Below are 14,050 nucleotides of genomic sequence, written 5' to 3'. Positions count from 1 at the left end.
CCCAGTGCATGGTTAGCAACCCGTTAACGAACCGGCCCGACGCTACGGAATCGGTGAATAAACTCAGGGCCGCTCGCTAGGAGGCCTGTTTCGGAAATCGCCCTAAGCTTTCCTTAGCAGAAACCCGGCTATTCGACGGATCGAGACGCCGGATTGCTTAAGCCGGCTACGGATATCCACCCAGGCCGACGCCCGAGATGCAGCAACGGACCACTTATGCTCAAGAAATCTCTGGTTCTTCGGGTGATCTGGCCGCTCGTCCTTGGTATCGGGACCTTGACGGCGGCGGTCATCTTCCTGCTTCCACCTGCTTTCGACCAGATGATCCTCGAGGAAGCCGCCCGGCAGAACCTGATCAAGGCCAAGCAGACCCTCGCCCTGCGCAGCTTCTACCTTGAGACCGTGGTCAACAAGGTCGCCGAGCACGGCACCATGAAGGTCTCCCCGGGCTATCGCACCGAGGCAGGCAGCGTCCCGTTCCAGGCATCCTTCATCAGCGACTATCTCAACCTGATCAGCGACGCCGACACCAAGGCCGCCTTCGTCAGCCCCTACCCTTTCCCCTACCGGGCCGACCGCAAGCTCGACGGCTTCCAGCAGGCGGCCTGGGAGGCGCTTCAGGCCAAGCCGGACGAGCCCTTCGTCCGGCGCGAGACGATCGGCGGCAAGGACTTCGTCCGCATGGCCATCGGCGACCGGCTGAAGGCGAGCTGCCTCAGCTGCCATAACGACCCGGCGATGGCGCCGAAGACCGGCTGGCGCGAGGGCGACGTCCGCGGCATCCTGGAGATCAGCCGCTCGGTCGACGCCATCCTGGAGACCAGCCACGCCACCTCGCGGACCCTGGTGCTGCTCTTCGCGCTGGGCGGCTGCGCCGTCGCGGCGCTGCTGATCTGGGCGATGCTGCGCTCGACCTTGCAGCCGCTGCGCAAGCTCACCGATGCCATCCGGCAGATGGCGGCCGGCGAGCGCGCCGTCATCCCCTGTACCGAGCGGAAGGACGAGATCGGCATGATCGCCGGCGCGCTCTCCAATCTCAGCGACAGCCGCGAGGCCGAGCGCCTGCTGGCCCGCGCCCTCGACGAGAACCGCAGCGCCCATCAGAGCGAGCTGGCGGCGATGGCGGCGAGCTTCGAGAGCGACGTCCACGGCGCCGTGACCCATGCCGCGACCATCGCCGAGACCTTGCGCCAGACCGCCGGCGAGCTGAGCACGCTCGCGACCTCGGCCGAGCTGATGGCCCAGGGCGGCGCGCTGAGCGTCGACGAGCTGCGCGACTGCGTCACCGTCTCCTCGGTCACCTCCTCGAGCCTGCTCTCCTCGATCATCGGTACCCGCCATGCCGTCAGCGCCATCGCCCAGAGCGCCCGCGTCGTCGCCGGCGAGGCCGCCAGCACGGACGCGATCGCGGCCCAGCTCGCCCGGGCGGCCGACGAGATCGAGAGCACGGTCGGCATGATCGGCGGCATCGCCGCCCACACCAACCTGCTCGCGCTCAACGCCACCATCGAGGCGGCCCGAGCCGGCGAGGCCGGCCGCGGCTTCTCGGTCGTCGCCTCGGAGGTCAAGGCGCTCTCCGTCAGCACGACCGCGGCGACTGCGGAAATCGCCAAACGCGTGCAGGCCATGCGGACCGGCGTCGCCAGCGTGCTCGGCGCGATGGCGACGATCACCGACGCCGTCTCCAGCATGGACGACGCCTCGACCGTGCTCGGCAGCTCCGTCGAGGCCGACGCCGCCAAGGCGAGCGACGGATCCAGCCTGACCGAGCAGGCCAAGCGCAGCACCACCGACCTGACCGCGACGCTCGACGCCATGCTGAGCAACGCCGTCGAAGTCAGCGGCCGTGCCGGACAGGTCGCGGCCTCCGCCCAGGACATGGCCGGGCGCCTCGACATGCTGACCGAAAGCGCCGAGCAATTCGCCATGCAATGGCGCCGGGACGCCACCGCCTAGGACCGGCGACGGGCCGCCGCCCGGACAAGCCTGTTTTGCATTCGGCCGTAATCGTCTAGACAGCGCGCGACGGAAGCGGGAGCATCGCGTGGCGAGCAAGGGCGTGCATCACGAGTTCCAGCCGGGCCATGACGCGGTGGAAGGGTCGAGCGACCGATCCTTCGGCCTGGTCTTCGCCGGCTTCTTCACGCTGCTCGCCGGCTTTAACGGCTGGCATGCCGGCCGTGCCTGGCCCTGGCTGATCGCGCTTGCCGCGCTCTTCCTGGCCGTCGCCCTGATCAAGGCCTCGCTGCTCGCCCCGCTCAACAAGCTCTGGACCAGGCTCGGCCTGCTGCTCGGCGCCATCGTCAACCCGATCGTGCTTGGCCTGCTCTTCTTCCTCGTCTTCACGCCGATCGGCGCGCTGGCACGCCTGTTCGGCAAGGATTTCCTCGGCCTGAAGCGCAAGCCCGAGGCCAAGACCTACTGGATCAGTCGCGATCCGCCGGGGCCGGAAGCGGCCTCGATGAAAGACCAATTCTGATGGGACGCTGCTGATGTCGTTTCTGCGAGAGTTCTTCCGCTTCATGGCGGCGAGAAAGAAGTTCTGGCTGGTGCCGGTCCTGCTGATCAGCCTGCTCTTCGGCGGCCTCTTGGTGCTGACCCATGGCAGCGCGGTCGCGCCCTTCGTCTACACGCTGTTCTAGAGCGCCATCGCCGATGCGCGTTCTGGGAATCTCGGGCCTCTACCATGACAGCGCCGCCGCGCTGGTCGTCGATGGCGTCATTGCGGCAGCGGCGCAGGAGGAGCGCTTCACCCGCCGGAAGCACGATGCCGACTTCCCGGCCAAGGCTGTCGACTATTGCCTCTCGGTCGCCGGCTGCGGCCTCGACGAGCTCGATGCGGTCGTCTTCTACGACAAGCCCTTCGTGAAGTTCGAGCGCCTGCTGGAGACCTATCTCGCGGTCGCGCCGCGCGGCTTCAACTCGTTCCGCATGGCGATGCCGCTCTGGCTGCGCGAAAAGCTGTTCCAGAAGAGCATTTTGGGCAAGGAGCTGCGCAAGATCGCGCCCGGTTTCGACGTCGAGAAGCTGCTCTTCACCGAGCACCACCTCTCGCACGCTGCCTCGGCCTTCTACCCCTCGCCCTTCGATGATGCCGCCGTGCTGACCATGGACGGCGTCGGCGAATGGGCGACGATGACGCTCGCCATCGGCAGCGGCAAGGACCTGAAGATCCACAAGGAGCTGCACTTCCCGCATTCGCTCGGGCTGCTCTACTCGGCGGTGACCTACTATACCGGCTTCAAGGTCAATTCCGGCGAGTACAAGGTCATGGGCCTGGCGCCCTATGGCGAGCCGCGCTTCGCCGCCCTGATGCTCGACAAGCTGATCGACCTCAAGCCCGATGGCAGCTTCCATCTCGACCAGAGCTATTTCAACTACGCCTCGGGCCTGACCATGACCAACGAGCGCTTCGCCGCGCTCTTCGGCCAGTCGGTGCGCCAGCCCGAGCAGTTGCTCACCCAGTTCCACATGGACATGGCCGCCTCGGTCCAGGCCGTGACCGAGGAGATCGTGCTGCGCCTCGCCCGCTCCGTGCGGGCCGAGACCGGCCAAAAGAACCTCTGCCTCGCCGGCGGCGTCGCGCTGAACTGCGTCGCCAACGGCAAGCTGCTGCGCGAGAACGTCTTCGACAACATCTGGATCCAACCCGCTGCAGGCGATGCCGGCGGCGCGCTCGGCGCCGCGCTCGCGGGTTATCACCTCTATGCTGGCCATGAGCGCCCGCCCCGCTCAGGCAACGGCGACGCCATGCAGGGCAGCTATCTCGGCCCGAGCTTCAGCCAGGCCGAGATCGAGGCCGAACTGACGGCGGCCGGCGCCCGTTTCGAGACGCTCGACGATGCCGCGCTGATCGAGACCACCGCCCAGGCGCTCGCCGACGGCAAGGCTGTCGGCTGGATGCAGGGCCGCATGGAGTTCGGCCCGCGCGCGCTTGGCAGCCGCTCGATTTTGGGCGACCCGCGCTCCCCGCAAATGCAGAAGACGCTCAATCTCAAGGTGAAGTACCGCGAGAGCTTCCGCCCCTTCGCCCCCTCGGTGCTGCGGGAGGATGTCGCCGACTGGTTCGAGATCGACGAAGACTCGCCCTACATGCTGCTCGTCGCCGACGTGCAGAAGGGCCTGCGCCGCGAGATGAGCGAGGCCGAGAAGGCACTGTTCGGCATCGACAAGCTCAACGTGCCGCGCTCGACCATCCCCGCCGTCACCCATGTCGACTATTCCGCCCGCATCCAGACGGTCCATGCCGACACCAACCCGCGCTATCACGCGCTGATCAGCCGGTTCAAGGCGCTGACCGGCTGCCCGGTCGTGGTCAATACCAGCTTCAACGTCCGCGGCGAGCCGATCGTCTGCAGCGCGAGCGACGCCTTCCGCTGCTTCATGGGCTCGGAGATCGAGCTGCTGGTCGTCGGCAACAGCGTGCTGCGCAAGGAAGAGCAGGACCCGGGCCTGAAGCTCGATTACAAGGAGAGCTTCGAGCTGGACTGAGGCAAGAGCTCCAGCATCGGCCTTTTCCCAAGGCCGCATGCCACTTTTCGGGCCGATGCTTCAGAAAGCACGAAAGGCGCGCCTTTCAGCGCGCCTCGAAACTGAAGCGGAAACTCCGTCGCCTGGATCGCCGGTTTACTGGCGATAATGCTGGATGCGCGTCGTGCGCAGCCCGGCAAGGCCGTGCTGGTCGATCGACATCTGCCAGCTCAGGAACTCGTCGACTGTCAGCGTATAGCGCTGGCAGGCTTCTTCCAGGCTGAGCAGCCCGCCGCGCACGGCGGCGACCACCTCGGCTTTCCGCCGGATCACCCAGCGGCGCGTATTCATCGGCGGCAGATCGGCGATCGTCAGCGGACTTCCGTCCGGTCCGATCACGTACTTCACCCGCGGTCGCAAAGGCTCGGTCATGATACACTCACACAACTCAACAGACCTACTTGAGTTGACCATAAGCCAGCTGCTTTAAGAATTGCCTAAAGCGATAGCGCCGCATTTCGCTATCCTGCGAGCACCCCGCCTCAGAGGCCGTTTGAGCCTTCGCTGGCGCGAGCCGGCTGGCGTGGCTGTCAAGAACCGGAGCGCAGCGAACTTTGGTCCGTGAGCACCGCAAGCGCAGACAGCCGCATCAGACGGCCTCGCCAGCAGAAGCATCGAACGGTCTCTCATGTCCCCTCGCTGCGCACGACGCTCTTGACCTTGTCGATCGGCACCGAGATGTCGCCGATCTTCAGGACCGGGATCAGCCCGTTGAAATCGACGCCGTCGACCATGCCCTTGATCTGCGTCTTGGTCGTGACCGGCTGGCCGTTGACGTCGACCGCATCGACCGTAAGCTGGTATTCGCCCGGCGCAGCGTCGCCGCCGATCGAGGTCTTGCCGTCCCAGACGAACTTCTGGTCGCCGGCGACCAGGTTCTGGGTCATCGTCCGAACGACGCTGCCCTTCGCATCCTTGATCGTGATCGTCGCGGTGCCGCCCTTGGCGGCGTTGACGCTCCACTCGGCCTTGCCGTTCTTGAGCTGGCTGCTGGCGCCGTCCGCCGTGATGGTCGAGCCGATATAGGCGACCGCGTTCGTCGCCGTGGTCGCCATGTTGATGCTGAGCAGGGTGCTCAGCGTCTCGTTGGTCTTGAGCTGCTGCTCGACGCCGGCGAACTGCACGAGCTGCTCGGTGAACTGATTGGTGTCGAGCGGGTCGAGTGGGCTCTGGTTCTTGAGCTGCGTCGTCAGCAGGGTCAGGAACTGGTCGAAATTGCCGGCGATCGACGAGCTGTTCGCCGCGCTGCCGGCAGCACTGCCGCTATTGTTGGTGACTGCGCCGGGGCCGTTGGTGATGGTCATGGCTGACCCCTTCAGATGCTGAGATCGACGCCGCCAAGCCTGACGAGGCGGCGGACGGGAACGGGCTGGGCGGCAATCGCGATGTCGTCGATCTCGGCGTCGGAGCCCGGCCGCGCGCGCTGCGGCGCCTGCTCGTCCTGCCGGTTCTGGCGGAAGCCGGATTGATCGCTCTGGTCGCGCAAGGTGATGTCGACGCCGGCATCGGAGGGCTTCAGGCCCGCCTGCTCGAAGGCGCGCTCCAGGGTCCGCGCATCGCGCTGGAGCAGGTGCAGCGTCTCGACCCGGTCGACCACCAGCTTGGCGCTGACCTCGCCCGCGTCGGAAATCTCGAGCTTCACGTCGATGCGGCCGAGCTCGGCGGGATCGAGCCTGATGTCGAAGCGCTTGCTGCCGGCGAGCGCCCGCAGGCCGATCTCGACCGGCACGACATGCAGCGGCGTCGGCTGCCCATCCGCCGCGTTGTGCTGGCCGTTGGCGAGCTGGGCTTGCGCCGTGGCAGCCGGATCGAGGCCGGTCGGCAGCACCGGAGCGTCGGACCTGCCCGCACGGGAATGGAGCAGCGCCGAAAAATCGATCGGGGTCAGGTTCGGCTGTTGCTGCGCGGTCTCGGCCGGTTTGCCGATCTCGGCCGGAGCGGCGGAGGTCGACGCCTCCGCGCCCCCGGCCTTGGCATGGCTCGCGTTGGCGGCTTCGGCGGACTTCACCTCCCCCGTCACCTTCTCCAGCGACGCATCGGTGCCAGGCGCGGTCGCGCCAGTGAGTCCCAATGCAGCGGCATCGAAGGGCAATTGAGCGGTTACAGCCAAACGCGGCCTCTTGTCGGATGCGGGCGCCGAGGCCGGATCCGGCTCGGGAGCCGCCTCGCCTCCCGCTGCCGTGAAAGCGGCCCCCGGAGGCACCGCGGGCACGGGCACGACGGGTACCACCTCGAGCTGGATGACGGCCTGCTGACCGCTTGCGCCCTGTACTCCGGGCGCCTCGGCCGAGACAGGAGCCGGAGCGTCGCCGACGGTCACGGCAGGCTGCTGCACCGCTTCGCTTCCCACAGGGAGCACCGGCGCCGGTTGGACCGGCTGCGCCGACGCGGGGTCAGGCATGGGCATCGGCAAGGCGGCGCCGGCATCTGCCGTCTCGCCCTCCTTCGCCTTGACCTCTGCCTTGCCCTCGCCCTCCGCCTTCTTGGGCTTGGCATTCGTCTCCCCGACCCCGCCTGCGGCCGCCTGCGCCGCCTCCGCAATCGCGACTAGCGCGCCGACATCCGGCTTCGGCTGCACACTCGCTGGTGCCGCGGCATCGGCCGGCTGGGATTGAACGGGTTTCGCCGCGGCTGGCCCGGCGGCGGGCTTCGCCGGGGCCGCTTGCGCGCCGGTCGAATCGGCCTTGTCCTGAACCGGCTTTTGCACCGCGGGCTCGCTCGCCTTGGCGTCGTCCTTCGCCTCCGCCGCTGGCCTGGCCTCGGCAGCCGGCTCCTCCGGCAGGCTGAACGGCGCGGCGTCGCGGCCGCTATCGGCCTCCGGCGCGCGGCGGCGCAGCGGCACCGGATCGGGGCTGGGCGACGGGAGCGGGTAGGACACGGCGGACATCGGCAATTCCGGATCGCGGGCAGGAGACGCACCCGGTATCGCGGTCAGCAAGTCTCTTGCCAGTGGCGCACCGATTTGATTTCAACGGCTTAGCTCGCCAAACCAGACCTGTTACGGGCAAGAATCGCCCGGCCTCCAGCACTGGCACGGCAGGATTTGCCGAGCACATGACTGGCAGCCTTCTGGCAAAGCCGGTATAGAGCCGCCACATACCGTTTTTTAACCGGACCGCCCCGCCCCTCATGACCGCGCTCAACTCCCTCGACATCGCCAAGCCGCCCGCGGCCACGCGCGTCGTCGCGGCGATGTCGGGCGGCGTCGATTCCTCGGTGGTCGCGGCCCTGCTGAAGCGTGCGGGCTATGACGTCATCGGCGTCACCTTGCAGCTCTACGATCACGGCGCCGCCGTGCATCGCGCCGGGGCCTGCTGCGCCGGGCAGGACATCCACGATGCCCGCCGCGTCGCCGAGGCGATCGACATCCCGCATTACGTGCTCGACTATGAGAGCCGCTTCCGCGACGCCGTGATCGAGCGCTTCGCCGAAAGCTACCTCGCCGGCGAGACGCCGATCCCCTGCGTCGAGTGCAATCGCACCGTGAAGTTCCGCGATCTGCTCGGCCTCGCCCGCGAGCTCGGCGCCGACGCATTGGCGACCGGTCACTATGTCAGCAGCCGCGCGCTCGCGAACGGCCATCGCGGCCTGTTCCGCGCCGCCGACGAGAACCGCGACCAGAGCTATTTCCTCTATGCGACGACGCAGGAGCAGCTCGACCTGCTGCGCTTCCCGCTCGGCGAGATCGACAAGACGCAGACCCGCGCGCTCGCCGCCGAACTCGGCCTCGCCATTGCCGACAAGCCCGACAGCCAGGACATCTGCTTCGTCCCGAACGGCCGCTATGCCGACGTGATCGAGCGGCTGAAGCCCGGCGCCGCCCGCCCCGGCGAGATCGTCCATCTCGACGGCCGGGTGCTCGGCCGCCACGAGGGCGTGCTGCGCTACACGGTCGGCCAGCGCAAGGGCCTGGGCCTCAGCGCCGCCGAGCCGCTCTACGTGCTCCGGCTCGATGCCGACGCGGCCCGCGTCATCGTCGGCCCGCGCGAGGCGCTCGGCATCCGCGAGATCAGGCTGCGCGACCTCAACTGGCTCGGCGACGTCGCCCCCGACGCGCTGCCGGAGGATGGGCTCGACATCGCCGTGCGCGTGCGCTCGACCCGCGCCCCGCGCGAAGCCAGGCTGCTGCGCGACGAGGCCGGCCTCAAGGTCGTGCTGGCGGGCGAAGAGGAGGGCGTCTCGCCCGGCCAGGCCTGCGTGATCTACGAGAATGCCCGCCCCGGCGCCCGCGTCCTCGGCGGCGGCACCATCCTGTCGCCGACGGCGCGCATCAGCACCACCAGTCCCGACCTAGCGCTCGCCTCCTGATTGCCGCGCCCGTTCCACCCCGACCCGACCGAGCCGCGCCATGCCCGTGACACATCATCTGGAAAGCCAGAAGCGGGCCTATGCAGTGTGGGCGAAGGTCTATGACAAGATCTACCAGGGCATGCTGGAGCAGCCGCAGCGCGAATCCGTCGCCGCCGCCTGCGCCTGCGGGCCCGACATCCTCGAGATCGGCGTCGGCACCGGGCTGACCCTGCAATATTTCACGCCCGGGTCGCGCGTCGTCGCGGTCGACCTCTCGCTCGACATGCTGAAGATGGCCGCGCGCAAGGTCGCGAACCAGGGCCTCGACCACGTGCTCGGCCTGATGGTGATGGATGCCTGCCGGCTCGGCTTCGCGACCGAAAGCTTCGATGCGGTCACCGCGCAATTCGTGATCACGCTCGTGCCGGATGCCGAGCAGGCGCTGGCAGAAATGGACCGCGTGCTGAAGCCGGGCGGCGAGATCGTCATCGCCAGCCGTCTCGTCGACGACCGCGACTTCGCCGCCCCGCTCTGGAGTGCGCTCGCCCCGATCGCCAAGGCGATCGGCTGGAGCGCCGATTTCAAGGTCAGCCGCCTGACCGACTGGGCCAAGGCCACCGGCCGCTACGAGACCGTGCATATCGGGCGAGGCTATTTCCGGGTGGTGCGGCTGCGCAAGCTCGCCTCCGCGCAGCCCCAGGCGGCAAATGGCGATGAGCAACTCGCCCTTGAGGCTTGACGAGCTAGCGCCCCTCCCCCTATATCGCGCCGTCTCGATGGAGCGCCGCCCTGCGGCGCACGAGGTCGGGGCGGGGTAGCTCAGCTGGTTAGAGCAGCGGAATCATAATCCGCGTGTCGGGGGTTCGAGTCCCTCTCCCGCTACCATCCATTTGAAAAGATAAATCAAGTGCTTGCGCCTCGCGCGTCCTTAGAACGGAATGTGATTTTGTGTTGCATCCGTACACAACACGTCCCGTTTGATTTCAACGGGTTACAACAAGGCCGCGCGAGATCCATGCAACAGGACGCAGTAGCGCTCCATGCCGCCCGCCCCGAAGATCGTGGCCGGCCTCGTAACCCGGACTAGCTTCGCCGGCCAACCCAGCCTCGGCGCCAAGCCCAGTCATGGATTAGCAATCACCCCGGACCACCGATCGCGGGCGGGCCAGGAGCGATGCTGAAGTTCCAGATCGCGTACGGGCTGCGTGATGAACCCTAAACCAACTTGGGGCAGACAACCTATAGTGAGCCGAGATCTGGCTACTGCAACGACCCGGGCGTCGGTCGCGCGCCATTCATCTGGGTGGCTAATCTTATCCGTTAGCGCTTGGAGTCTCCGAGGCGCTCAAGCGCGCCGTCGATAGGCTGTATTCGATGCACCATCCGGCCGGCCACAGCGAACATGCGGACGTCTCCGCTTCGGCTGTTCAGGATATCTTTCGGCATCAGGAAAGCAAATCCTGTATCCTCCATGGCTGGAGCGTCATAGTGATTGGCAACATCGAGCCTGGAAGTGCCTACGCCAGCAGTGAAAATGACGTTCTTTCCGCGTGTCAGGATAACATATTCGGCGGGTTTGAGTTTGGGAACCATCGCCGCCCAACCGTGAAGCAGAATCTTCCCGTCTTGATTTGCGCCCACGCCGACGAATCCACCGTCCGCCGGGCCGCCCGTTATCTCAGCCCAAGTCTCTCCACGACTGACGATCCGATCGCCCTCCACGACTGCGCCGTTGCGTATGAGTTGGTAGATGTTCTCGCGTGCTGCCAGCGACGCTGTTGTGAAATTTCTGGAATCTAGGCTGGCGTATCTGCCGCGAGCTCCGGCCAAATCGGTCCCAGGCGCAAAGCTCATGAACCGTTCAACGCGTTCCTCGATCACGACGGTGGGTTTCTCCTGCTCGACCATTCGGACAAAAAGGTCGTCGGAAGGCCTCGTCCAGGCGAAAACCGTTCGCTCGAATCCCTGACGAATGAACGGTGTAAGGGAGACCATGAACGAATCATGGAAGATCAGGGCGGTTGATTGCTCGCCTGGGCAGGTTGCGGCCGACATGGCTAGGACTGCCCCCACGTCCAGGCCGAGAGGCGGCAAGACTTGCCCCGGCGCGCAGGTCGCTTTGGATCCCTGCGAAGGAACAATATCCGCCTCGGAGCTTTCGGTTCTCGCCATGACCGCCAGATCTCGCGGCCTTGATGGTCCCAGAGCCAATGCGAATTCGCCCTCCGCCACCGGCGCATCGAGTGAGGCCATGATCCTCGAATAGGCGACCGAGGCTCCCAAAGAATTCCAGTGGGTGTCCGTCCTGAAATACAGGTCGTGCGGGAAGCTCCTCTTTGCGGTCATCTCGGCACGCAGGTCGATGACGCTAGGCTCAGCGGCAAGGCCCGCCATCAAATAGTCTAGTCTGGTTTTCCTCGCGGGGCGCAACAGCGGCGGCAGCTTATCGCGATAGACCGAGTGCTTGTCGGGCACGATGACGACCCGGTATTGAATCCCACGCTCGGCCAACCATGCTGCGCGTTGCTTCGTGCTGCTTACCCAGGCGTCAGTCAGTGCCTGGTCGGGAGGGGTCTTTCCGAGAAGATCGGATAACGAGCCATCCTCCGTATAGAAGAGCCAGCCGTCCTTTCCGGCGATGACCCTTGGCGACGATGACACGCCAAAGCCGTAAAAACTCAACCATGCCTGCAGATCAAGGAACGCCTTTCGGAAGCCGAAGCGATCATTGACAAAGGCCTCCAGCTTGAGAGTGAATGGCCGGGCTCCGTCGCGCACGGTTTGCAACTCGGGAAACGATGCGAGCTTTCTTTGCTCGGCATTCGCTGCGGGCTCGAACCAGAGGCCGACGAACGGAACCCCAATCATGAGGACGAAGGTGATCGTCATGATCAGGTTCGTAATCTGTCGCATCTCTAGAACCTGAAATAGATGAATGGGTTGTAGGTCGCTGACGCCAGCTCGGAGACGCACAGGGCAAATAGGATCGGGACAAGCAGCGCCCGCGCCAAGAAAATTGGCGGCCCGTCCTTATCCAGCCATTCGCCGAGAGGGGAAGGGTAAGGTTCCTTCGAATGCGAGGGAAAGCGTCGCGTCCTCCAGTCCCTGGCCCAGAATGTCGCGATCGGCGTCGAGAGCAGAACGCCCGCTGCGATCACGAACGGCAGTTTCGGCGTGACCAACGGCGCGATATCACCTGCAATGCCGACTGCATCGGACAGGCCGGACATCGCGTGCAGGAAGCCGACGGCATGGCTCAACGTATCCGCCTTGAAGAACACCCACCCGATCATCACCATGAAGATCGTGTAGGCGTGCGCCAGCGGGCGCGGCAGGCGGGCCTGGAAGCTTCCGAAGGGCCCTCGTTCGAGCGAAAGCAGCGCCCCGTGGAAGGCACCCCAGACGAGGAAGTTCCAGCTGGCGCCGTGCCAGAGGCCGCAGAGCAGAAACACGATGATCAGGTTGATCCGCATCGTTGCCTTCGATGCGCGGCTGCCGCCGAGCGGGATGTAGAGATAGTCCCTGAACCAGGTCGACAGCGAGATGTGCCAGCGGCGCCAGAACTCTCGCACCGAGCGGGAAATGTAGGGATAATTGAAGTTCTCGGGGAATTCGAAGCCGAACATGCGGCCCAGGCCGATGGCCATGTCGGAGTAGCCGGAAAAGTCAAAGTAGATCTGCAGCGTATAGCAGGTGATGCCGAGCCACGCCGTTGGTGTGGACAGGTCGGCGGCGGCAGTGGCGAACGCCGCATCCGCGACCTGCCCAAGCGGGTTGGCGATCAGCAGCTTCTTCGCCAACCCAAACACGAAGCGCTCGATGCCTGACCCAAACCGCTCGTATGAGTTCACGCGCAGCTTCAGCTGCTCGGCGATGTCGTGAAACCTGATGATCGGCCCGGCGACAAGTTGCGGGAACAGGGAGATGTAAAGGCCCATCGTCAGCGGGTTGCGGATCGCGCCGGCCTGCCCGCGGTAAATATCGACGATGTAAGAGATCGCGTGGAACGTGAAAAAGGAAATCCCGGCAGGGAGCGGGATGGCCTCTGGTTGGTCGCCAAAATCGTATAGTCCCGACAACGCAGAGATGATTACGGACGCAAAGAAGGTAAAATACTTAAAATACACGAGTATTATAATGTTTATTGTCACCCCAGCGCTAAGTATTAAAAACGCAACCCGCCGTGATTTAACTCTATCTATCAGAATACCGGTAAACCAATTCAATAAAATAGATAAAATCATAAGAAATACATAGCCTGGCTCGCCCCAGGCGTAAAAAAATAGGCTCGCCGCAAAAAGAATAACGTTACGAAACCGATAATCAGATAAGTAATAAAGCACCAATACGATAGGAAGAAATACAAATAAGAATATCGCAGAGCTGAATATCACGCCTTCCATCTTTCTATTTCTAGGATGGCGTCTTAGGCCAAGCCGAAATTAGGTTCCAGTACCCCTTACATCCGACCTTGGAACAGGTCAATTCAGCCTCCCTTACTCATCGTCAGTTGTTGCGATTGCTTGCAAATCAGCCCGTCCCTTGAGCTTTGGCACCGGCTCCGAGTGGTCTGCCCTCTGAAAAATGATCCTCCCTGAAGTATGGCTTTGAGCCTGATGGGGAACGAGAGAAGGCCGAGAAAGAGACATACGGCGGAGGAGATTGTCGCCAAACTGCGGCAGGTCGACGTGCTGACATCGCCGGCCCCCTGTCGCGGGAGCGCTCCGATCGATAGGCGGGACGGAAGTCACCTATTATCGCTAGCGGTCGAAATACGGCGGCTTGAAGGGCGGCCAGGTCAAACGCCTGAAGGAGCTCGAGGCTGAGAACACGCGGCTTCAGCGGGCGGTATCGGGTCTGACGCTGGAGAAGCTGATCCTAAAAGAGACTGCGTCGGGAGACTTCTGAGCCCCGCCCGTCGCAGCGCCTACGTGGGTGATATGATCGCTCGGCATGGCGTGTCGGCGCGCTTTACCTGCCGCGTTCTGGGGCAGCACCGTTCGACACAGCGCAAGACTCCGAGAATGCCCGAGGATGGGGTGCCATCCGCGAGCGCCCATCAGCCTCGGCACAAGGCCAATAGAAAGCCCTGCCACGTTAGGCCGACGGGCAGTTTGCCATGATCTGACCCGCATAGAATGTCGAAAGCGAATAGCGGTTCGGCTCATCCGGGGCGACGCCGGCTGCCGTGAATGCATCGCCTCCGACATATGGATGGCGACAAGAAGGG

Annotated in this window: 11 protein-coding genes, 1 tRNA gene and 1 pseudogene; 8 read left to right on the top strand and 5 right to left on the bottom strand. The window is 64.8% G+C overall.

From position 1 onward, the window contains the following. The first annotated feature begins 216 nt into the window (after positions 1-216). The 4 genes from DWF00_RS15700 (at position 217) to DWF00_RS15690 (ending at position 4,491) form a co-directional block, all read left to right on the top strand. Positions 217-1,956 (top strand): methyl-accepting chemotaxis protein, encoded by a 1,740-nt coding sequence (locus DWF00_RS15700; protein ID WP_114829432.1) that lies wholly within the window; start codon positions 217-219, stop codon positions 1,954-1,956. An 88-nt stretch (positions 1,957-2,044) separates the two neighbouring features. Continuing rightward, entirely contained in the window at positions 2,045-2,479 is a 435-nt protein-coding gene (locus tag DWF00_RS15695; protein WP_245973977.1) for an SxtJ family membrane protein, read from the top strand. A 13-nt stretch (positions 2,480-2,492) separates the two neighbouring features. Continuing rightward, the gene (locus tag DWF00_RS29460) at positions 2,493-2,642 is read left to right on the top strand and encodes a DUF5989 family protein (RefSeq protein ID WP_181832645.1); all 150 of its coding nucleotides are present in this window, start codon (positions 2,493-2,495) and stop codon (positions 2,640-2,642) included. A 13-nt stretch (positions 2,643-2,655) separates the two neighbouring features. Then, the gene (locus tag DWF00_RS15690) at positions 2,656-4,491 is read left to right on the top strand and encodes a carbamoyltransferase family protein (protein WP_114829433.1); all 1,836 of its coding nucleotides are present in this window, start codon (positions 2,656-2,658) and stop codon (positions 4,489-4,491) included. A gap of 135 nt (positions 4,492-4,626) precedes the next feature. On the opposite strand, the gene sciP is transcribed toward DWF00_RS15690, so the two are convergent. The 3 genes from sciP to DWF00_RS15675 form a co-directional block, all read right to left on the bottom strand. After that, entirely contained in the window at positions 4,627-4,902 is a 276-nt protein-coding gene (sciP, locus tag DWF00_RS15685) for a CtrA inhibitor SciP (RefSeq protein ID WP_038359348.1), read from the bottom strand. Positions 4,903-5,156: 254 nt separating this feature from the next. Then, the gene (locus DWF00_RS15680; RefSeq protein ID WP_114829434.1) at positions 5,157-5,834 is read right to left on the bottom strand and encodes a flagellar hook assembly protein FlgD; all 678 of its coding nucleotides are present in this window, start codon (positions 5,832-5,834) and stop codon (positions 5,157-5,159) included. An 11-nt stretch (positions 5,835-5,845) separates the two neighbouring features. After that, positions 5,846-7,417, bottom strand: coding sequence for a flagellar hook-length control protein FliK (locus DWF00_RS15675; RefSeq protein ID WP_114829435.1), 1,572 nt, complete (start codon positions 7,415-7,417; stop codon positions 5,846-5,848). Between the two features lie 242 nt (positions 7,418-7,659). On the opposite strand from DWF00_RS15675, the gene mnmA reads away from it, so the two are divergent. The 3 genes from mnmA (at position 7,660) to DWF00_RS15660 (ending at position 9,705) form a co-directional block, all read left to right on the top strand. Further along, the gene (gene mnmA, locus DWF00_RS15670; RefSeq protein WP_114829436.1) at positions 7,660-8,838 is read left to right on the top strand and encodes a tRNA 2-thiouridine(34) synthase MnmA; all 1,179 of its coding nucleotides are present in this window, start codon (positions 7,660-7,662) and stop codon (positions 8,836-8,838) included. A 40-nt stretch (positions 8,839-8,878) separates the two neighbouring features. Continuing rightward, positions 8,879-9,559: a class I SAM-dependent methyltransferase gene (locus DWF00_RS15665; RefSeq protein WP_114829437.1), complete on the top strand. Its 681-nt coding sequence runs from the start codon at positions 8,879-8,881 to the stop codon at positions 9,557-9,559. Positions 9,560-9,628: 69 nt separating this feature from the next. After that, a tRNA-Met gene (locus tag DWF00_RS15660) sits at positions 9,629-9,705 on the top strand. Between the two features lie 435 nt (positions 9,706-10,140). On the opposite strand, the gene DWF00_RS15655 is transcribed toward DWF00_RS15660, so the two are convergent. Next, positions 10,141-11,709: an alginate O-acetyltransferase AlgX-related protein gene (locus tag DWF00_RS15655; RefSeq protein ID WP_181832646.1), complete on the bottom strand. Its 1,569-nt coding sequence runs from the start codon at positions 11,707-11,709 to the stop codon at positions 10,141-10,143. Between the two features lie 26 nt (positions 11,710-11,735). After that, positions 11,736-13,223 carry an MBOAT family O-acyltransferase gene (locus DWF00_RS15650; RefSeq protein WP_245973975.1) on the bottom strand — a complete coding sequence of 496 codons (1,488 nt, stop codon included), beginning with the start codon at positions 13,221-13,223 and terminating at the stop codon, positions 11,736-11,738. A 213-nt stretch (positions 13,224-13,436) separates the two neighbouring features. On the opposite strand from DWF00_RS15650, the pseudogene DWF00_RS15645 reads away from it, so the two are divergent. Beyond that, positions 13,437-13,856, top strand: a pseudogene (locus DWF00_RS15645) (transposase); the annotation flags it as partial. Between the last annotated feature and the right edge of the window lie 194 nt (positions 13,857-14,050).

The organism is Allobosea caraganae (genome assembly GCF_003351345.1).
Classification (GTDB): Bacteria; Pseudomonadota; Alphaproteobacteria; order Rhizobiales; family Beijerinckiaceae; genus Allobosea; species Allobosea caraganae.
Note: the sequence above shows the minus strand (reverse complement) of the source record. Positions and strands in the feature narration are given on the sequence as shown.